This window comes from Kitasatospora sp. NPDC023120, from assembly GCF_055560835.1.
Genome location: NZ_JBVHHY010000003.1, coordinates 66,346 through 85,250 on the forward strand (window position 1 = coordinate 66,346; position 18,905 = coordinate 85,250).

Sequence of the window (18,905 nt, forward strand, 5' to 3'; positions counted from 1 at the left end):
CCCCGGGGCGGCACAGCGCCCCGGCGCCCGACACCGAAGGACCCGAAACCCATGAACGACCCCACCCTGCTTGAACTCGTCCGCACCGGCCTCCAAGAGCGTGGGGTCACCGCCCACGCTGACGGTGACGACCTCACCGGACAGCACGGCTGGCTCACCGTCACGCTGCCCGACGACACCGTCATATGGGCCTCTGATCACCAGGGCCGCATCAACATCCCCGTCAACCACATTGATGGCCTGTCCGCAATCCACCATCTCGGCGACCCGCATGCAGGTATCCCCGAAGAGGAGATCAACGTCTACGACCGCGCGCTTGACGACAGCAGCGACTGCGCGAAGGCCGTCGAGGAACTGGTCGACGCCATCGCCACCTACGTCACCAACTGGCCCAGCCCGCCGACCATCCGCCGCCCCAAGCACACCCCCGCCGCCAACGACGGTGACCAAGACGTCGAAGCCATGAGCGAGATCGACCGGCTCCTGCGCGGCGTGCTCGCCGCCAACGAGACCCCCGTCGCAGGCCGACGCCTCTACACGGCCCTACAGGCCCGAGGGATCACCGCCATCCCCGAGTACACCGGCGGCAACTTCTGGGTCCTCACGATCCCCTTCGGGAGCGGGACCATCTGGGCCAGCGACCTCTACTCACACATCACGAAGCCCTTCACCGAACACCCCGGCTGGGTAGCCAACTTCTACCACCGCGACGACGAGACCCGCGAGTTCCCGGCCACGGTGTACCACCTGTCCGACCTCGACTTCGAGGCCGACACCGACGCCTGCGCGGACGCCATCGCCGAGTGGATCGCCGCCAGCCCCTACCCGTCAAAATCGGCCCGAAGGCCCCTCAACCTCACCACCCGGCGCAACACCGACTCCGCAACCCGCGCACTCGCCCGCCTGGAAGAACTCGAGTTCATCCCCCTCCACCCCTACCCCGGCAGCGACGTCCACTGGGAGCTGACCTGCGGCCGCACCGGGTGCAGCTGGAGCGGCCGCCTCTTCTACAGCCACCTGCGTGCCACCCGGGGCCACGGCCGACGCCACGTCGGCTGCACCGGAACCCCCGGCACCTACAACCCCCGCCTCACCGACGCCGAACTGCTCCAGCGCCTCACCACGCTCTTCCCCGACACCGCCTTCACCATCACGACCGACCAGCGCGGCCGGGCCATCACCTGGACCGGCGACCCTGACGGGCCCCACCTCACCGCGCTGATCGGCCCCAGCCAAGGCACCCTCCGCCGGCGCCTCCAGCCGAACCCCGACACACACACCCCCTGACCGCCACGGGGCCGGGCAGGCACACACTGCCCGGCCCCACCCCACGCCAAGGACACCACCGTGGAGATCGACATCACCGCCCTGCCCCTCGACCTCGTCGCCGTGGTCATCGCCCGCACACGCCGAGAACTCGAACAAGCCGCCCCCGCCATCCCCGGCGCCCTCACCCGCAACGTCACCCGCGTCCACCACCGCACCGGCACCGCCTGGGCGTTCATCGCCTGGGCCCACCACCAAGGCCACGCCCTCCACAACGCCCGCTACATCCTCACCAGCGACCCCACCTACCCCTGGTGGTCCCTCCCGACCCACCCACGTTCGCCGTACTTCCTGTTCAACCCCTCGACCGGAAGGTCAGTCGACCACTCCGCGCGCCCCTACCCCCACCCAGTCACCACCGACAACACCGACCCGCTCGACCTCTGCCCGCACTGCGGATCACGAGGCCAACTGCCCGTCCGCTGCGCACCCAACGACCCCGACCGGCACCTCGAACAACACCGCTACCCCCACGGAAGCCCCTGGAAGTACATCCCCTGCCCGGCATCCTGCGAGCCCATCACCGATCAGACCCGACTGTTCACCCCGGCGAGGACCTCATGACCGCCCCCGACTACGCCCACCACCTCACCACCGCGGCTGGCATCACCCCCGCGCCCGGCCAAGCCCCCTCCGCCGGACAACTCCTGTGGAACACCCTCATCGCCGCCGGCACCACCCCCACGCTCCTCGACCACAACGCGGGGATCGCCGTCATCCTCGACCTCGGCGACGGCACCACCATCATGATCAGCGAGCAAGGCGACATCACCCACCCCGCCGAGGAACACGAAGCCTGGTACGCCATCCACTACGACGACCCCACCGACCAGGCCGGCCGCTACGTCGTCCTCTACGAGGGGCGCAACCGTCCGCACGCCGCCGACACTGCAGCCTGCGCCGAGGCTGTCACCTCCTGGCTCGCTGCCCGAACGGCCCGAGGCGCCGTCCCGACCGAACCCCTCGACGAACTGCGCGCGCTGATCACCGCCCGTACCAACACCGACCACCGCTGCCCGACAGCGAAGTCTTCGCGCTCTGGGTAGGAGTGCAGGGCAGGGTGAGTGTCGCGAGCTCTGCGGGACCAACTGGCTACGTTAGCCGGCTTTTCGACTCACGCGTTGGGACGTCGAAGGGGCGGACACACATCGTGTGTCCGCCCCTTCGACGTACGTGGTAGCGGGGACAGGATTTGAACCTGCGACCTCTGGGTTATGAGCCCAGCGAGCTACCGAGCTGCTCCACCCCGCGTCGGTGACCCCGACTCTACGGCACAAACGGGTGATCACAAACCAGATTCATGCGCGGTCGGTACTGGCAGGCTCACCCAGCGAGTTGTCCGGCGAGGGTCGGCGAGGGCTGCGGCACCTCGCCGAAGTCCTCGTCGTCGCACAGGACCGTCAGCTGGTTGATGACGGTCTCAAGGGCTGCGGGGAGTCGGGGGTGAAGCCCTTCATGGCAGCGGGCGAGTATGTCACGCCGGACGTCCTCGGGCAGTAGCGGGGTCAGGGCCTGAAAGCGACGGCGGACCCGCGGTTTGGCCGGGACGTTCTCGGCCTGGCCGCGCCACTTCGACGGCTGGAACCTCCTCGACCCCAGGGTCTGCCCCACCCACAGGTGGCGGCCGGACGGCGCCGAGCAGGAGATCACCGACGCCCAGGTGAGCGCCTACGCCGCCGTCGCGGTGAAGCGGTGACACCTGCTTCCGGTGAAGCGCCTGCGGCACCGGCGGATGCAACCACGCACCTGGGAATCCTGGCCTGCCCGACCGGCGCATGGGACCGTAAAGATGTGCCGGTCAGACTTGCGCCCCGTCAACTCGGCTTGCTTTACGCCCCGTTGCCGATCCCCGGCCACTGCGGTTAGCCTGCCTGAGCATCCCACGATCCAGAAGGGCTGGTGTTGTATCCGATGTTTCGGCGTCGAGGACAACTGACCCTCATGCCCGCTCGCTACAATCCCGCCGAGGTGCTCTGGGCCATGGACGGCACCACCGTGGTAGGCGTGGTGATTCCGAGCGACGTCCGCCCCGGCCAGTACCGGGCCGGTGTCTACACCCCGAGCACCTCCTGGTTCGGTGACGTCCCCGTGACCGGCACCAAGTGGATCTGCGTACAGCAAGGCACCGAGATCCTGGTGGACAAGCCGCAGGCGGGCACGGAAGACTTCCTGAGCCCGCAGGATGCACTGACCGCGATCACCAGGAACCGGGTCCTCTAATTCCTGAAAGACGGAGGATGGTCCTATGAGCCAGTGGCCCGCATCGTGGGTGGGGACCCGGGAATGGACTGCGCATTGCTTGGAGTCGTTCGCCCAAGGCAAGTGTCCATGCCCGGGGTGCAGTGGGCGTATGACTCCAGACAACATCGAGGGTAGCTCGGACGGCATCTGCCCAGCATGCGACTGCTTCTACATCTCCGCCTACTCTGTCCAGTGGGCTCCGCGGGATCCGAACCGGTGCGCCTTTGCCCAATCGTGGCTCGCGGCCGGTGGCTAACTGATCGTTTTAGAATGCTGACCTGCGCAGACGCCGGCGGCCCATGGAACAACCCGCCGACGGCAAGCAGAAGCTGCGTGTCGTCGGCGTAGAGCTGGTGGGAGATGCCTCGTCCCTCCGGCGATCACCAGCCTGTCACCGCTGGCCCCCTCCAGGCGCACTTGGCGCACAGGCCAGGCGCGCACCCACACCTCACAAGCCCACCAGACGCGCCGAAGCCAATGCCGCCGCCCTGCCTGCGGCTTGCCCGTCGCCCCTCGGCTGCGACTCCACGTCGGCCAGGTCCAAGACGACCGCAGCGGACTTGGATGCCCGCCACTTTCCTGCCAGCATCGTGACGCGCGATAGCGTGACGGCCCTCACATCCGGGTAGTGCCGCGGGTGCGGTGGTCGGCCCAACAGCATCAGTGTGCGGGGAGAAGGGGCGTGCCGACGTGGAATCGGGTGCGGTGGTCAGTGGGCGGTACCGGCTAGAGCGGCGCCTGGGCCGCGGAGGCATGGGCGAGGTGTGGGTAGCCGAGGACAGCGAGCTGGGGCGCTCGGTCGCGATCAAGATCGTTCTTGCCGATCTGGCCGCCGACCCGGACCTGATCACCCGGCTGCGGCACGAGGCGCGCACCGCAGCCGCGCTCCAGCACCCGGGTATCGCCGTAGTGCATGACATCGGCGAGCATGACGGCCGCCCCTTTTTCGTGATGGAACTACTCGACGGCGAGAACTTCGACGCCCTGCTGACCGAGCACCCCGATGGTGCGCCCCTCGCCATGGTGGTGGACCTGATGGCCCAGGTTGCCGAGGCGCTCGATCATGCGCACAGCCGAGGCGTGGTGCACCGCGACCTGAAGCCCGCCAACCTGATGCTTCTTCCTGGCGGCAGGGTCAAGATCTGTGACTTCGGCATCGCCCGCTATGCAGAGGCCACCACCCACCTCACGGCGACGGGCAGCGTTCTCGGCACCCCCGCGTTCATGGCCCCCGAACAGTGGCTGGGCGCGCAGCTCACCCCGGCCACCGATCTCTACGCCTTCGGTGTCACCCTGTACACCCTCCTGTCCGGTGTGCCACCTTTCCCTGGGCCGACCGTCGCCGCACTGATACACCAGCACCTCAACAGCACCCCGCCCCGAATCCGCGGGGTGCGCTCGGACGTCTCTTCCGAACTCGATGACCTGATCGAGCAGTTGCTGGCCAAGGATCCCGCCGGGAGACCTGCTTCGGCTGCCCATGTGCGGGAGGTTCTGACGGCAGCCGCCGATAGCCTGGCCCAGGTGCCGTTGTCCGTCTCCTCCGCTGTCTCGCGGGCCAGTGCTCCGGTCTCGGTGGAGTGGAAGGAGGAGGGGGAGGGGGGTGCCACACCGCCGGCAATCCCGCCCAGCGGTGGTACGACGATCACCAACAGCAGGTGGTTTCGGACCAAGACCGCAGCGGACACCGGTTCCACAGTTCTCGGCGCGGTCTTGCTCGCGCTTGGCGTGGTCCTCGCGGTGACCGGCGTAACGGATCAAATGACCCTTCCTGGCATCGCAGAGAACGCTCCTACGTTCGGGAAAGTCCTCGGGCTCACCATGATCGGATTTTTCGTGGGTGGGTTTCTCGGTGGCCTGTTAGGGCTCTTCCTGATCGACGCCGACAGCATTGCGGTGGATGGCGAGAAACTCGTTGTAGCCGGAGGAAACCTGGTCCAACTGTCGGATGGCACGGTGAAACGAGGTGGCTTCACGGTCCATTGGGACGCCCTCGAAGGTATCGCGGTGGAGCAAGATGGCGAGAAGGCCGCACTCGTTGCCCGGTTCCGCTCCTCGCGTATGCCCGCAGAGAAGTGGCGGACCACACACGGTATCAAGCTACGGGCGGACGGCGGGCACGTCATTTACGGCCCCACAAAGGGAAATGCGACGACGGTAAATCCGAACCGGCTCCGTGCGGCACTGGCACAGTACGCACCGGGACTATACGACAACCCGGACGACGTGCCGGACCCGTGATTCCAGCTTGAGAATAAGCGCGTGCTGCTCAACCTCGGACTCACCATCTGACAGATCACCAAGACCTTCATCAGCCTTCTTGCGAGCTGGTGCGCGATTGCAGCGGCGATGTGGCCAGTGGTGTTGTGGGCAGCATGATCTGACGGTGTGATGGTTATGGTGAACCGTGCGGTCCTCGGCCATCGGGTGCTGACCGGCGTCTCGCGGCCACTTGGCGGATCTGGTCGTCGAGCTGGCGGCTCCGTGGCAGGCCGTGGTCGAGGGCCGGCGCTACCCCCACGCTCCTCGACCACAACGCGGGGATTGCCATCGTCCTCGACCTCGGCGACGGCACCACCGTCATGCTCAGCGAGCAGGGCGACATCACCCACCCCGCCGAGGAACACGAAGCCTGGTACGCCATCCACTACGACGACCCCACCGACCAAGCCGGCAGCTATGTCGTCCTCTACGAGGGGCGCAACCGTCCGCACGCCGCCGACACCGCCGCCTGCGTCGAGGCCGTCACCTCATGGCTCGCCGTCCGCACGGCCCGCAGCAGCGTCTCGCCCGCAGCCCTCGACGAACTCCGCGAGCTCATCACCGACCGCGCCGACTGCCCCGTCCCCAACGACCGACCCGCGGCCGGCCATCACCTCTGGGACAGCCTGATAGCCGCCGGCGTCACCCCAAGCATCGACATCAGCACCGCCGGACGCGCCATCCGCATCAACCTCCCGACGCCCAGGCCAACATCGCCCACCCCGCCGACGAACACGACCCCTGGGGCGCCATCCACTTCTGCGACCCCGACGACCTCGGCCCCTACCTCCAGATCTACAACGGCCCCGGCGGCCTCGGCCTCGAAGCCGACACAGCCGCCTGCGTAGCGGCCACGAATGCCTGGATCGCCGCCCACACCGCTGCTGGCGCCGTCGCCCGCCAGAACACCTACCTGGCCCTGCCCCGGGCCATCCCCAGGGACGCGATCATCGCTGCCTGGGAGATCGGGTACTCCGAACCCGGCTTCAACGGACGCAAGCCCATCACCTCAACCGAGCGCCACACGGCGACCTTCCTCGACCGCAGCCTCCGCGCCAGCCACGAATACCGCGGCGCGTGCCTGGCCTGCTCGTGGGAAGGCCCCGTCCGTCGAAGCCGAAACCAAGCGGTGGAGGACGCACTCGACCACACCCACCCCGGTTGGCGGACGCTCCCCACCATGCCCCGAGGCACCAGCGGCAAGAACGGCGCCCGCTGGCGAGCGCACCGCGACGCCGTCTACCCGCCCGGCTGGTGGGACACGGGCGGGCCGCTCAAGGTCTGGACCGGCAACGCCAAGAAGTGGCACGAGTCGGGCGGCGCCCCGGGTGGCGGCTACCTCGTCAAGGTCCACAGACCAGAGCCCAGCCGTCCCGCAGCCGACCAGCTCGTGATCATCTGACCGCTCCAGGCGGAGCCTGCTGCTCTGCCGCCTCGGGATGCGGGACTCCCCTTGGCGGGTCACCGTGCTGGCGGGCCCGGCGGCAACCCCACCGGGTCGGGTAGCATCCAGAGTGGCGTAGGAAAGCGGCTCCGCCCCCGACCAGTTGGGGGTCGGAGCCGTTTTGCTTGGGAAAGGCTCTCCCTTGGTCGTGGGTTCGAAGGCCCGTCAACCGGCTGGTGGTGGAGTGATGGGCTGGTATTCACACCCTGAGGCCGCCCGAATGGGAACGTCATGGGAACGACATGGCGGTGCAGCCGCGTGCAAGGCAGTGCAGCATGAAACTGCTAGCACCTTCCTGGGCTGGGGAAACGCCCAGGACGGTGCCAGGCAGTGCAAGGTGGTGCGGGTGGCCTGACGACTCATAATCCCTTGGTCGTGGGTTCGAGTCCCACCCGCCCCACCTTTTCCGACGCGTGACGAGGTCGCAGGACCGTCCGCGGGCAGGCCCCCGAGCCGTGGAGCTCCGCGGCCTGCGACGACGCAGAGTCTAGGGCGCGGCCATCCCCTTTCCGTTGTGGCGCGCCGGAAATCACCCGCCTGTTGGCATCGGTCCCGGCGTCCCCCGATCGCTCCCGGTTCCCGGCCTCCCCGCTTCCGTTCCGCTGCCCTCCCACTGCCGACCCCTGGTGTCCTCCGCCAAAAAAGTGATATCACTTTGCCATCGGATGCGGACACTCGCTGGAGGAGCCGGTCTCATGGCCACACCGCACATCGCCGTCGAGGACGGCCCTGCCCTGGACCTTCCGGTCCCCAGGATCACCGAGCGGATCATCACCGGAGCCGCCGGGTTGCCGGTGCTCTTCGGGTCGCTGCTCGGCCTGCTCGCGGGGGTCGGGTCGATCGTCGCCGGGGCGGTCCAACTGGCCGGTGACGGCAAGGGGTCGGGCGTCGCGCTGCTGGTCGTCGGGCCGCTGCTGGTGCTGACCTCGCTGGTGCTGCTGTGCGGGCTGACGGTGGTCTCGCCCGGTCAGGCGCGGGTGGTGCAGCTGCTCGGGCGCTACCGGGGCACCGTCCGGGCCGAGGGGCTGACCTGGCTGAACCCGTTCACCAGCCGTCGGCACATCTCGCTGCGGATCCGCAACCACGAGACCGAGACCGCCAAGGTCAACGACGCGGACGGCAACCCGATCGAGATCGCCGCCGTGGTGGTCTGGCAGGTCGAGGACACCGCGATGGCCGTGTTCGAGGTGGACGACTACACCGACTTCGTCGCCATCCAGACCGAGACGGCCGTCCGGCACATCGCCACCAGCTACCCGTACGACGCCCACCGCGAGGGCCAGTTGTCGCTGCGCGACGGGGCGGACGAGATCGCCCGCAAGCTCTCCGCGGAGATCGCGGCACGGGTCTCCTCGGCGGGCGTGCGCGTGGTCGAGTCCCGGATCACCAGGCTCGCCTACGCGCCGGAGGTCGCCCAGGTGATGCTGCAGCGCCAGCAGGCCGGGGCCGTGGTCGCGGCGCGCAGGCTGATCGTCGAGGGCGCCGTCGGCATGGTCGAGGAGGCGCTGGACCGGCTCGCCGAGCGTGACGTGGTGGACTTGGACGAGGAGCGCAAGGCGGCCATGGTGAGCAACCTCCTGGTGGTGCTCTGCGGTGACCGCGGCACCCAGCCCGTCGTGAACACGGGCTCCCTCTACCAGTAAGGCGCGGCGGTGGCGACGGAGCGGAAGAAGATCCTGCTGCGACTGGACCCCTCGGTCCACGACGCACTCGCCAGATGGGCTGCGGACGACCTGCGCAGCACCAACGCGCAGATCGAGTTCCTGCTCCGCCGCGCCCTCACGGACGCGGGCCGGATGCCCAGCGGTGCGAACCGGCTTCCCCGGCGCGGACGCCCGCCCAAGGAGAGCCCGGACGACGGCGGTTCCGCGCAGTCCGCGGAGAGCTGACCGACGGCCGGGCGTGTGAAGACCTTTCGGAGACCGACATGGACCTGCCCGTCACCCTCCCCGAGAAGCTCTACCTGCTCGCCTACCACCCCGAGCACGAGCGGCTCACCGCCACCGACCGGCTCGACCTGGTGGTACGGGCGGGAGCGCTCGTCGAACTCCTGCGGCGCGGACTGATCCGCGAGGACGGCCGCCACCCGGCCGCCGTCGGCCGCGGGCGGGTCGACGGCCTCGACCCGCTCACCGCCGCGCTGCTGGAGCAGATCCGGCAGGAGCGGCGGCGCAGCTGGCAGAGCTGGATCGGCCGGAACCGGGGCCCGACCGCCCGCGCCGCGCGCGTGGTCCGGGACGGCCTGGCGGCGGCCGGCCGGATCCGGATCGAGCAGCGCCGGGTGCTCGGACTGTTCCCGTCCGCCCGGGTCGGCCTGGCGGAGCCCGGGCTGCGCAAGGCGCTCGTGGCGTCGGTGTTCTCGGCCCTGGAGGGCCCGTTCAGCCGGGTCGACCCGGCGGACGCCGCCCTGGTCGCCCTGGTCGACGCGGCCCAGCTGGGTTCGGTCCTGACCTGGCGCCAGCGCCGCGGGTTCCGGGACCGGATCGCCAAGCTCGCCCCGGCCGCCGGCCCGGTGCCGCGCGCCCTGCGCCGTGCCGTCGACGCCTCGCGCTCCGACGGCGGCGGCGCGGCCTGACCCGGCCGCCCCGCCGCGAGCCCGCCCCGCCCCGAGCCCGACCAGCCCCGAGCTCGACCAGCCCCGAGCCCGGCCGCCGTCCACGGCAGCCGGGCTTCGTGCCGTCCGCGGGGCCGGGCTGTCCCACGGCGGCTCCGGTCGACCCGCGCCATCCACCGATCGGTTGATCGGCGGTCCACCGCATCCGCCGACCGGTCCGACCGGCTGGTCGATTCGCCGCAACGCCCCCGCGCGGGAAGCTCGTTGTGAGCCGGGGAGCGCCCGGGACGAACGGGAGGGAGCGGCACGATGGCCGTGATCGAGGTGGCGGGCCTGCGGAAGGCGTACGGGCGGCGCCAGGTGCTGGAGGACGTGTCCTTCACCGTGGAGCGCGGCGAGGTGTTCGGCCTGCTCGGTCCGAACGGCGCCGGCAAGACCACCGCCGTCGAGTGCTGCGAGGGCCTGCGCGTGGCCGACTCCGGCACCGTCCGGGTGCTCGGCCTGGACCCGGTCCGCGACGCGCACAAGCTGCGCCCCCGGATCGGCATCCAGCTCCAGCAGGCCCAGCTGCAGGGCGCGTTGCGGGTCGGCGAGGCACTGGAGCTGTACGCCGCCCTCTACCCGAAGCCGCGGGACCCGCGCGAGCTGCTCGACGAGTGGGGGCTGGCCCGCGAGGTCCGGACGCCCTTCGACAAGCTCTCCGGCGGCCAGCGCCAGCGGCTGTTCATCGCCCTCGCCCTGATCGGCGACCCGGAAGTGGCGTTCCTGGACGAGCTGACCACCGCGCTCGACCCGCAGGGCCGCCGGGACACCTGGGAACTGGTCCGCCGGATCCGCGACAACGGCGTGACGGTGGTGCTGGTCTCGCACTTCATGGACGAGGTCGAGGCGCTCTGCGACCGGGCCGCCGTGCTGGACGGCGGGCGGATCGTCGCCGCCGGCACCCCGGCCGAGCTGGTCGCCCGCTCCGGCACCGGCGGCACCCTCGGCTTCCGCCCCACCGCCCCGCTGGACACCGCCCGGCTGGCCGCCCTGCCCGGGGTCACCGCCGTCGAGGAGCGGGACGGCCGGATCGAGGTCACCGGCACCGGGGACTTCGCCGACGAGGTCACCGGCCTGCTCGCCCGCGAGGGCGTCGTTGTCACCGGCCTGCGGATCCGCGAGCACAGCCTCGACGACGCCTACCTGGCCCTCACCCGCCACGACGCCTGAGCCCCCCGAGCGCCTCTCCCCGGAAAGGACCACCCGCCATGAACCACACCGTCAACGCCGTCCGCCGCCTGGCCGCCGTCGAGGCCCGCCTGTTCCTTCGCGATCCGCTGGCCGCCTTCTTCGGCCTGGCGTTCCCGGTCGTCCTGCTGAGCCTCCTGGGCTCCATCCCGTCGATGCGCAAGCCCTCCCCGGACATGCACGGCATGAGCACCGTCCAGCTGTACGCGCCGATCCTCGCCGTCTTCACCCTGATGATGCTCGGCCTGAACGGACTGCCCTCGCTGCTCGCCGCCTACCGCGAACGCGGTGTGCTGCGCCGGATGTCCGCCAGCCCGGTGAGGCCGGCGCTGTTGTTCGGGGCGCTGCTTCCGCTGTACCTGGTCATCGCCACCGTCTCGCTGCTGCTGGTGATGGCGGTCGGGCCGGTCCTCGGGGTCGGGCTGCCGCGCCGGCCGCTGGGCTTCGTGCTGGCCTTCCTGCTCGCCGCCGCCGCGCTGCTGTCGATCGGCCTGCTGCTCGCCGCGGTCGTGCCCTCCGCGAAGGCGGGCAACGCGGTCGGCGCGCTGGCCTTCTTCCCGATGATGTTCTTCTCCGGGATCTATCTGCCCCGCGAGTTCTCGCCCGCGCTGCTCAACCGGATCGGCGACTTCACTCCCAGTGGGGCCGCCGTGCAGGCCCTGCAGGACGCCTGGGCCGGGCAGTTCCCGCACGTCGTGGGCCTGCTCACACTCGCGGTGTACGCCCTGCTCTCGGGCGCCGCAGCTGCCAGGCTGTTCCGGTGGGAGTGATCAAGGCCGACCCGGTGGACGAGAGCGTGCTCGGCGCCTGGCAACGGCGGCTGGATTCGGCGGCCGGGCTGATCGGGTACGTCGGGCTGCTGATCGCCACCACCCTCGTCCTGCTGGTCCCGGTGCCGACGGCGCGGTCCGTCCGGGCCACCCTCCCGGCCGCGGGCGTCGCACTGCTCTGGCTGCTGCTGCGCTCGGCCCTGGACCGCCGCCCCGGGCCGGAGGGCCGGCCCCGCTACGCCGGCGCCCACTTCCTCGGGCTGCTGGCGGTGATCACCGTCCTGGTGCTGGACAACCCGATCTACGGCTTCTTCGCGTTCAGCGCCTACCTGCACGCGGCCCTGTACCTGCAAGGGCGGGCCCGGGTGGTGGGGACGGCGGTGGCCGCCATCCCCACCACGCTCGCCCAGACCGGCGGGAGCCTGCCGCGCAGCGTCGGGCAGGCCGGTGGGTTCCTGACCGTCCTCGCCTTCAACCTGGTGGTGGTCGGGGTGCTCGTCGCGCTGAATGAGGTGGCCGACCGGATGAGCCGGCACCGCAAGCAGGCCAACGCCGAACTCGCCGAGGCCAACCGGCGGCTGACGGAGACGCTGGCCGAGAACGTCGGCCTGCACGCCCAGCTCCTGGCCCAGGCCCGGGAGGCCGGGGCCGCCGACGAGCGCCGCCGGTTCGCCCAGGAGATGCACGACACCGTCGCCCAGGGCCTGGCCGGGATCGTCACCCAGCTCCAGGCCGCCGACCAGGCCCGCGAGCAGGACACCCCGGTCGAGCAGTGGCAGCGCCACCTCGACAACGCGGCCGGGCTCGCCCGCGAGAGCCTCACCCAGGCCCGCCGGGCCGTCCACGCGCTGCGCCCGCTGGAGCTGGAGCGGGCCGTTCTGCCGGAGGCGCTGGCCGAACTCGCCGAGCAGTGGCAGGAGCGCAACGGCACCACCGCCGGGCTGACCGTCACCGGCGAGGCCCGCCCGCTGCACCCCGAGGTCGAGGTGACGCTGCTGCGGATCGCCCAGGAGTCGCTCGCCAACGCCGCCAAGTACGCGCGGGCGAGCCGGGTCGGACTGACCCTCTCGTACATGCCCGGCCTGGTCACCCTGGACGTCCGGGACGACGGCGCCGGCTTCGACCCGGCCGCCGAACCGGCCTCCCGGGCCACCGGCGGGGGCTACGGTCTCGCGGTGATGCGCCGCCGCGCCGAGCGCCTCGCCGGCCGGCTCGACCTGGAGACCGAACCGGGCGTCGGCACCACGGTGACCGCGACCCTGCCGGCGATCGGCATCGAGGAATGAGGGGGCTTTCGTGAACGAGACACCGATCAGGCTGCTGCTGGTCGACGACCACCCGGTGGTCCGGGACGGGCTGCGCGGGATGTTCGCCGCAGCCCCCGGCTTCGAGGTGGTCGGTGAGGCCGGCGACGGCGCCGAGGCGCTGCCGCTGATCGCCGCGCTGCGCCCGGACGTCGTGCTGATGGACCTGCGGATGCCGCGGATGGACGGCGTCACGACGATCCGCACGATGGCCGAACGCGGCCTCACCAGCCGGGTGCTGGTCCTCACCACGTACGACACCGACGCGGACGTGCTGCCCGCCGTCCGGGCCGGCGCCACCGGCTACCTGCTCAAGGACGCGGCCCGCGGCGAGCTCTTCCACGCCGTCCGGGAGGCCGCCCGCGGCGCCTCGGTGATCGCGCCGACGGTCGCCGCCAAGCTGCTCGGCCAGGTCCGCGAGCCGGTCCGGGAGGCGCTCAGCCCGCGCGAGGTGGAGGTGCTGGAGCTGGTCGCCTCCGGCGCGACCAACCGGGAGGCCGCCGCCCGGCTGTTCATCAGCGAGGCGACCGTGAAGACCCACCTGATCCACATCTACACCAAGCTCGACGTCAAGGACCGCGCGTCCGCCGTCGCCGCCGCCTACAACCTGGGACTGCTGGTCCCCACGCCGCCTCGGTAGCCTGGGACGGTGCTCGAACCCGCGCTGCTGCCGACCCCGCTGGTGGACTGTACCGACGAGGCGTTCGCCCGGGCCGGGGTGGAGCTGCGGCTCAAGCGGGACGACCTGTTGCACCCGACCGTCCCCGGAAACAAGTGGCGCAAGCTCGCGCCCAACCTGGCCGCCGCCGTCGAGCGGGGCCACACCCGGCTGCTGACCTTCGGCGGCGCGTACTCGACCCACCTGCGGGCGGTCGCGGCCGCCGCCGGGGCGCTCGGGCTGGAGAGCGTCGGGCTGGTCCGCGGCGAGGAGCTGGCCGACCGGCCGCGCAACTGGTCGCTGCGGGCCGCCGAGGCGGCCGGGATGCGGCTGGAGTTCCTGACCCGGGCCGCGTACCGGGAGGCCACCGGCCGCGCGGGCGGCGACGACGGGACGGACGACGAGCTGCAGCGCCGCTGGGGCCACTGCCTGGTGCTCCCGGAGGGCGGCTCCAACGCCCTGGCCGCGGTCGGGGCCGCGGCGATCCCGGCCGAACTGCCCGACCTGGGCGCGCGGGACGTGGTCTGCTGCCCGGTCGGCACCGGCGGCACCCTGGCCGGCATCGCGGCGGGACTGCCGCCGGGCGCGCGGGCGCTCGGCGTGGCCGTGCTGCGCGGCGGTGAGGGTTACCTGGAGACGGAGGTCGACCGCCTCCACCGGGCCGCGTACGGACGCGGGTTCGACAACTGGCGGATCGACCACGCGCACCACGGTGGCGGCTACGGCAAGGTCCCGGCGGAGCTGGCGGCCTTCGCCGAGGGGTTCGAGCGCCGCCACGGCGTCCCGCTGGAACGCCGCTACGTCGCCAAGCTGCTCGCCGCGCTGGCCGACCTGGCGGCGGCGGGCGCCTTCCCGCGGGGCACCCGCCTCACCGCCGTGGTCACGGGGCTGCCCGATCCCGAGTAGTCGGGGTCCGAGGAGCGGTCCGTCAGCCGAAGGTCAGGTTGGCGCACGGGTCGGTGTCGGCGTTGCGGGTGTTCTCCGCTATGCCGGTGGGGACGCCGCCGGTCGGCGCGGTGCCGGCCGCGGTGCTCGGCGCGGCACCGGGCGTGCCGTCGGCCGCGGTGCCGGGCGTGGTGCCGGGCGTCGGGCTCGGGCTCGGGGAGGACAGCGAGTTGATCTGGGTGCCCGCGGGCCGGTAGTCGGCGCCGATCGTGACGGTGACCGACTCCGCACCGGGCTCCTCGACCGCCTGGGCGCCGGGGAAGAGCGCCGCCACCTGGTCGGCGGTGGCCTTCAGCGCGGGGTCGTACGCGACCCGGGTGGTCTGGTGCCCCGGGGAGTTGGCGCCGAGCGTGACGTTCCGGAAGCCCCGCCCCTTGAGCGCCTCCGCGCCGGAGCTCGCCACGCCGGGGGTGCCGACCCCGTTGACCACGGTGATCGGCGCGGCGGCCTGCTCGGGGGTGAGCGGGACGTCGGCGCCGGCCGACGTGGTCGCGCTGGGGGAGGAGGTCACCTGGCCCGTCCCGGCGGTGCTCTGCCCGTCCAGGGTGCGGTCCTCCCGCAGCAGCTTCCACAGGGTGTCGGCGTCGGGCTGGACCAGCCGGATCCGGTCGCCGGCGAAGCGCCAGGGGGCGGTGACGAAGGTGACGTCGGAGAGCTTGATGTCCTGCACCGAGCGGGCGAAGTCCACCAGCTTCATCGCGGTGCCCAGCCCCTCGTCCACGGTGAGCGACTTGGTGGCAGCGTCCGCCAGCGGGAGCAGGGTGGGCAGCGAGAAGCCCTGGCTCTGGACCTTCTTGATCATCGAGGAGAGGAAGGCCTGCTGGCGCTTCATCCGGCCCACGTCGGAGTTGTCGCCGATGCCGTGGCGCGCCCGCAGGTAGTCCACCGCGGACTGCCCGGAGAGCTTCTGCAGGCCCTTCTTCAGGTGGATGCCGTACTCGTTGACGTCGTTGGGCACGCAGGCCTCCACGCCGCCCACGGCGTCGGCCATCGCGGCCGCGCCCTTGAAGTCGACCACGACGGTGTGGTCGATCCGCAGCCCGGTGAGCTTCTCCACGGTGTTCTGCGTGCAGGCCGGGTTGCCCTTGGGAGCGTCGCCCACGGTGAAGGCGGAGTTGAACATCTGGTCGTGCTTGGGCGCCGTCCAGTTGCCGCTCGGCAGTCGGCAGGACGGGATGGTGACCAGGGTGTCGCGGGGGATGGAGACGCCGACGGCGTGCTTGTGGTCGGCGTAGATGTGCAGCACGATCGCGGTGTCCGAGTGGCCGACGCCCTCGTCGCCGCCGCCCAGCGCGTTGTTGCCGTCGTCGCGGGTGTCCGAGCCGAGCAGCAGCACGTTGACCGGTACGGAGGCGCCCGGGCTGGCCGGGACGGGGGCCGGCGGGCGCTCGGTGGCGACACCGCCCGCGTCGAAGGTGGTGATGTTGCTGTCCAGCCGGTGGTAGAACCAGGCTCCGGCACCCACGACCGACAGCACCAGAACGGCAGCCAGGCCGATGGCGGTGCGCAGGTAGCGGCGCCGGCGCGTGCTGCTGCTCATCCTCCGTGCCCCCCGTTCCTCAGTTGTCTCGCGTTCGACATTCGAACGTTAGACGTTCCGGGGGGCGGTTCGGTTACCCCCGATGGGCGAACGGATCGCCCGCCGGGCCTGTGATGCTGGTCACGCTCCGGGGCCGGAGGCGCCCGTGAGCATCCGCCGGAGGAGGTCGCGCAGGACGGTCCGCTCGTCCGGGCCGAGCGCGGCCAGCGGCTCGCGGGCGAAGTTCAGCGATTCGCGCAGCTCCGCGGAGGCGGCCGAGCCGGTGTCGGTGGCGGCGACCAGCTTGACCCGGCGGTCCTGCCGGTCGGCCTCGCGGGTCACGAAGCCGCGGGACTCCAGCCGGTCGACGATTCCGGTGATGTTGGACGGCTCGCAGCTGAGCGTCTGGGCGATCTGGCGCATCGGCATCGGCCCGCGCCGCAGCAGGGCGAGCACCTTGGCCTGGGCGCCGGTGAGCGAGCGGGCGGCGGCGGCCTCCTCGTACTCGCGGTGGAAGAGCGCGACCAGGTTGGCCATCAGGTCGACGACCTCGCGGGTGATCTCGTCGGGCTGCGGCGTGGCGTCCCGGGCCGGCTGAGTGTCCATGGTCCAGAGTCTACCTGAAAAGTTGACAAGGTGAACCTTTTATGCCCATGGTTACTTCAGTTTCTCAACCTTTCAGGTACCTGAACCGCAAGGAGCACCCACCCATGGCAGAGCAGGCCGCCCCCGCCACCGCCCGTGAATGGCACCTCGCCGCCCGTCCTCAGGGCTGGCCGGTGCCGACCGACTTCGCCCTGGCCGAGGCCCCGGTCCGGACCCCGGGCCCGGGTGAGATCCTGGTCCGCAACGCCTACCTCTCGGTCGACCCGTACATGAGGGGCAGGATGAACGACGTCCCCTCGTACGTCCCGCCGTTCCAGCTCGGCAAGCCGATGGACGGCGGCGCGGTCGGCTACGTGGTGGCCTCCGGCGCCGAGGGCTTCGCCCCGGGCGACGCGGTGCTGCACGGCCTCGGCTGGCGCGAGTACGCGACCCTGGACGCCGGGCACGCGGTCAAGGTCGACCCGTCCGCGGCCCCGCTCTCCGCCTACCTCGGCGTGCTCGGCATGACCGGCCTGACCGCCTACGCCGGACTGCTCGCCGTCGGCGGCCTCAAGGAGGGCGACAAGGTCTTCGTCTCCGGCGCGGCCGGCGCGGTCGGCTCCATGGTCGGCCAGATCGCCAAGCTCAAGGGCGCCTCCCTGGTGGTCGGTTCGGCCGGCTCGGCGGAGAAGGTCGCCAAGCTGGTGGACGAGTACGGCTTCGACGCCGCCTTCAACTACAAGGACGCCCCGGTCCGCGAGCAGCTCGCCGCCGCCGCCCCGGACGGCATCGACCTCTACTTCGACAACGTCGGCGGCGACCACCTGGAGGCCGCGATCGGCGCGCTGAACGTGCACGGCCGCGCGGTGCTCTGCGGCGCGATCGCCCAGTACAACGAGACCACCGCGCCCGCCGCCCCGCGCAACCTCGCGCTCGCCATCGGCAAGCGGCTGCGCCTGGAGGGCATGCTGGTCGGCGACCACGGCGCGCTGCGCCCGCAGTTCGTCGCCGAGGTGGCCGGCTGGCTGGCGTCCGGCGAACTGCGCCACGAGGAGACCGTGGTGGACGGCTTCGAGAACACCGCCGAGGCCTTCCTCGACCTGCTGCGCGGCGTCAACACCGGCAAGATGGTCGTCCGCCTGGGCGGCTGACGCGAAGTCAGGACACCGCGTCAGGACGCCGCGTCAGGGCGCCGTTTCGCGCCGACCGCCCCGCCGCCCCGACCGGGCGCGCGGGGCGGTCGTTGTGCGGAAGGTTCGCAGTCGGGCGCGGGGCGACCGGCCGCACTACCGTATTCCGGTCGGATCCGAAAGTGCGTCAGCCATCCTGCGGGGCGGCGCGGTACGGTGGTCACGCCTGGCGATGGGGCCGTTCGGGGGAGAGATCCGGCCGAGGGGTAGACCTCGTTGAGGATTCGACTAGCATTGAGCGAAAGCCTGTCCGTTTTGCTCAATTTAGTGACTTAATGTCGGCAAACGTGGGTAACTGTGGATCAACTGCAGGCACGAGGCAGCTGGGGAAGGCGACCCTCGTCCACAGCCTGGAGGTCCCGGTGACGACACGTGGAGTTCTCTACATCCACTCCGCGCCCCGCGCGCTGTGCCCGCACGTCGAGTGGGCCGTCGCGGGGGTGCTCGGTGTGCGGGTGAGCCTGGACTGGATCCGCCAGCCGGCCGCACCCGGGCATTGGCGTGCCGAGCTCTCCTGGCAGGGGGAGCCCGGTACGGCCTCGAAGCTCGCCTCCGCGCTGCGCGGCTGGCAGCTGATGCGGTACGAGGTGACCAGCGAGCCCTGCGCCACGGCGGAGGGGGAGCGCTACAGCAGCACGCCCTCGCTCGGCATCTTCCACGCCGTCACGGGCATCCACGGCGACATCCTGATCCCCGAGGACCGGCTGCGCGCCGTCCTGCTGCGCGCCCGCAGCGAGGGGGCCGACCTGGAGGCCGAGATCGCCCGGCTGCTCGGCAAGCCCTGGGACGACGAGCTGGAGCCGTTCCGGTACGCGGGCGAGGGAGCGCCGGTGCGCTGGCTGCACCAGGTGGTCTGACAGCCCCGGCACGACGGAAG

20 protein-coding genes and 1 tRNA gene are annotated in these 18,905 nt (G+C 71.4%); 18 read left to right on the forward strand and 3 right to left on the reverse strand.

The window, feature by feature from the left end; all coding sequences use genetic code 11:
- Nucleotides 1-51: 51 nt before the first annotated feature.
- Genes ACZ3TI_RS05140 through ACZ3TI_RS05150 form a run of 3 tightly spaced genes read left to right on the forward strand, consistent with a single transcriptional unit; the run spans nucleotide 52 to nucleotide 2,372 of the window.
- Nucleotides 52-1,287, forward strand: coding sequence for a hypothetical protein (locus ACZ3TI_RS05140; RefSeq protein ID WP_465723528.1), 1,236 nt, complete (start codon nucleotides 52-54; stop codon nucleotides 1,285-1,287).
- Nucleotides 1,288-1,347: 60 nt separating this feature from the next.
- Nucleotides 1,348-1,890: a hypothetical protein gene (locus ACZ3TI_RS05145; protein WP_465723530.1), complete on the forward strand. Its 543-nt coding sequence runs from the start codon at nucleotides 1,348-1,350 to the stop codon at nucleotides 1,888-1,890.
- A complete protein-coding gene (locus ACZ3TI_RS05150; RefSeq protein WP_465723532.1) occupies nucleotides 1,887-2,372 on the forward strand; it encodes a hypothetical protein in 486 nt (161 codons plus the stop codon). Before ACZ3TI_RS05145 ends, ACZ3TI_RS05150 begins: the two co-directional genes overlap by 4 nt.
- 128 nt (nucleotides 2,373-2,500) lie before the next feature.
- On the opposite strand, the gene ACZ3TI_RS05155 is transcribed toward ACZ3TI_RS05150, so the two are convergent.
- Nucleotides 2,501-2,577, reverse strand: a tRNA-Met gene (locus tag ACZ3TI_RS05155).
- Nucleotides 2,578-2,863: 286 nt separating this feature from the next.
- Here ACZ3TI_RS05155 and ACZ3TI_RS05160 point away from each other — a divergent pair.
- The 13 genes from ACZ3TI_RS05160 to ACZ3TI_RS05220 all read left to right on the forward strand — a co-directional run bounded on the left by ACZ3TI_RS05160 (nucleotide 2,864) and on the right by ACZ3TI_RS05220 (nucleotide 14,695).
- Nucleotides 2,864-3,022, forward strand: a complete 159-nt coding sequence (locus ACZ3TI_RS05160; protein WP_465723534.1) for an SAM-dependent methyltransferase — start codon at nucleotides 2,864-2,866, stop codon at nucleotides 3,020-3,022.
- Nucleotides 3,023-3,267: 245 nt separating this feature from the next.
- Complete coding sequence (locus ACZ3TI_RS05165; protein WP_465723536.1) at nucleotides 3,268-3,546, forward strand: hypothetical protein; 279 nt, start codon at nucleotides 3,268-3,270, stop codon at nucleotides 3,544-3,546.
- Nucleotides 3,547-4,272: 726 nt separating this feature from the next.
- A complete protein-coding gene (locus tag ACZ3TI_RS05170; protein WP_465724219.1) occupies nucleotides 4,273-5,808 on the forward strand; it encodes a serine/threonine-protein kinase in 1,536 nt (511 codons plus the stop codon).
- A 341-nt stretch (nucleotides 5,809-6,149) separates the two neighbouring features.
- Nucleotides 6,150-6,677: a hypothetical protein gene (locus ACZ3TI_RS05175; RefSeq protein WP_465724245.1), complete on the forward strand. Its 528-nt coding sequence runs from the start codon at nucleotides 6,150-6,152 to the stop codon at nucleotides 6,675-6,677.
- A gap of 17 nt (nucleotides 6,678-6,694) precedes the next feature.
- Nucleotides 6,695-7,231, forward strand: a complete 537-nt coding sequence (locus ACZ3TI_RS05180; protein ID WP_465724221.1) for a DUF6349 family protein — start codon at nucleotides 6,695-6,697, stop codon at nucleotides 7,229-7,231.
- A 737-nt stretch (nucleotides 7,232-7,968) separates the two neighbouring features.
- Nucleotides 7,969-8,916: an SPFH domain-containing protein gene (locus ACZ3TI_RS05185; RefSeq protein ID WP_465723538.1), complete on the forward strand. Its 948-nt coding sequence runs from the start codon at nucleotides 7,969-7,971 to the stop codon at nucleotides 8,914-8,916.
- 9 nt (nucleotides 8,917-8,925) lie between these two features.
- Entirely contained in the window at nucleotides 8,926-9,162 is a 237-nt protein-coding gene (locus ACZ3TI_RS05190; protein WP_465723540.1) for a type II toxin-antitoxin system antitoxin, read from the forward strand.
- A gap of 38 nt (nucleotides 9,163-9,200) precedes the next feature.
- On the forward strand, nucleotides 9,201-9,848 hold the full coding sequence (locus tag ACZ3TI_RS05195; RefSeq protein ID WP_465723542.1) for a GOLPH3/VPS74 family protein: 648 nt from the start codon (nucleotides 9,201-9,203) through the stop codon (nucleotides 9,846-9,848).
- A gap of 288 nt (nucleotides 9,849-10,136) precedes the next feature.
- Nucleotides 10,137-11,039, forward strand: coding sequence for an ABC transporter ATP-binding protein (locus tag ACZ3TI_RS05200; protein WP_465723544.1), 903 nt, complete (start codon nucleotides 10,137-10,139; stop codon nucleotides 11,037-11,039).
- A gap of 38 nt (nucleotides 11,040-11,077) precedes the next feature.
- On the forward strand, nucleotides 11,078-11,827 hold the full coding sequence (locus ACZ3TI_RS05205) for an ABC transporter permease (RefSeq protein WP_465723546.1): 750 nt from the start codon (nucleotides 11,078-11,080) through the stop codon (nucleotides 11,825-11,827).
- On the forward strand, nucleotides 11,818-13,113 hold the full coding sequence (locus ACZ3TI_RS05210) for a sensor histidine kinase (RefSeq protein WP_465723548.1): 1,296 nt from the start codon (nucleotides 11,818-11,820) through the stop codon (nucleotides 13,111-13,113). Before ACZ3TI_RS05205 ends, ACZ3TI_RS05210 begins: the two co-directional genes overlap by 10 nt.
- Nucleotides 13,114-13,123: 10 nt before the next feature.
- Nucleotides 13,124-13,771, forward strand: a complete 648-nt coding sequence (locus ACZ3TI_RS05215) for a response regulator (protein WP_465723550.1) — start codon at nucleotides 13,124-13,126, stop codon at nucleotides 13,769-13,771.
- 9 nt (nucleotides 13,772-13,780) lie between these two features.
- A complete protein-coding gene (locus tag ACZ3TI_RS05220; RefSeq protein WP_465723552.1) occupies nucleotides 13,781-14,695 on the forward strand; it encodes a 1-aminocyclopropane-1-carboxylate deaminase/D-cysteine desulfhydrase in 915 nt (304 codons plus the stop codon).
- A gap of 22 nt (nucleotides 14,696-14,717) precedes the next feature.
- Here ACZ3TI_RS05220 and ACZ3TI_RS05225 read toward each other — a convergent pair whose 3' ends face one another.
- A complete protein-coding gene (locus tag ACZ3TI_RS05225) occupies nucleotides 14,718-16,274 on the reverse strand; it encodes an LCP family protein (protein ID WP_465723554.1) in 1,557 nt (518 codons plus the stop codon).
- Between the two features lie 120 nt (nucleotides 16,275-16,394).
- Nucleotides 16,395-16,859, reverse strand: a complete 465-nt coding sequence (locus ACZ3TI_RS05230; protein WP_465723556.1) for a MarR family winged helix-turn-helix transcriptional regulator — start codon at nucleotides 16,857-16,859, stop codon at nucleotides 16,395-16,397.
- 104 nt (nucleotides 16,860-16,963) lie between these two features.
- Between ACZ3TI_RS05230 and ACZ3TI_RS05235 the strand changes: the two genes are divergently transcribed.
- Both ACZ3TI_RS05235 and ACZ3TI_RS05240 read left to right on the forward strand, forming a co-directional pair.
- Nucleotides 16,964-17,989 carry an NADP-dependent oxidoreductase gene (locus tag ACZ3TI_RS05235; RefSeq protein WP_465723558.1) on the forward strand — a complete coding sequence of 342 codons (1,026 nt, stop codon included), beginning with the start codon at nucleotides 16,964-16,966 and terminating at the stop codon, nucleotides 17,987-17,989.
- A 401-nt stretch (nucleotides 17,990-18,390) separates the two neighbouring features.
- Nucleotides 18,391-18,885: a DUF3145 domain-containing protein gene (locus ACZ3TI_RS05240; RefSeq protein ID WP_188296478.1), complete on the forward strand. Its 495-nt coding sequence runs from the start codon at nucleotides 18,391-18,393 to the stop codon at nucleotides 18,883-18,885.
- Nucleotides 18,886-18,905 lie beyond the last annotated feature (20 nt).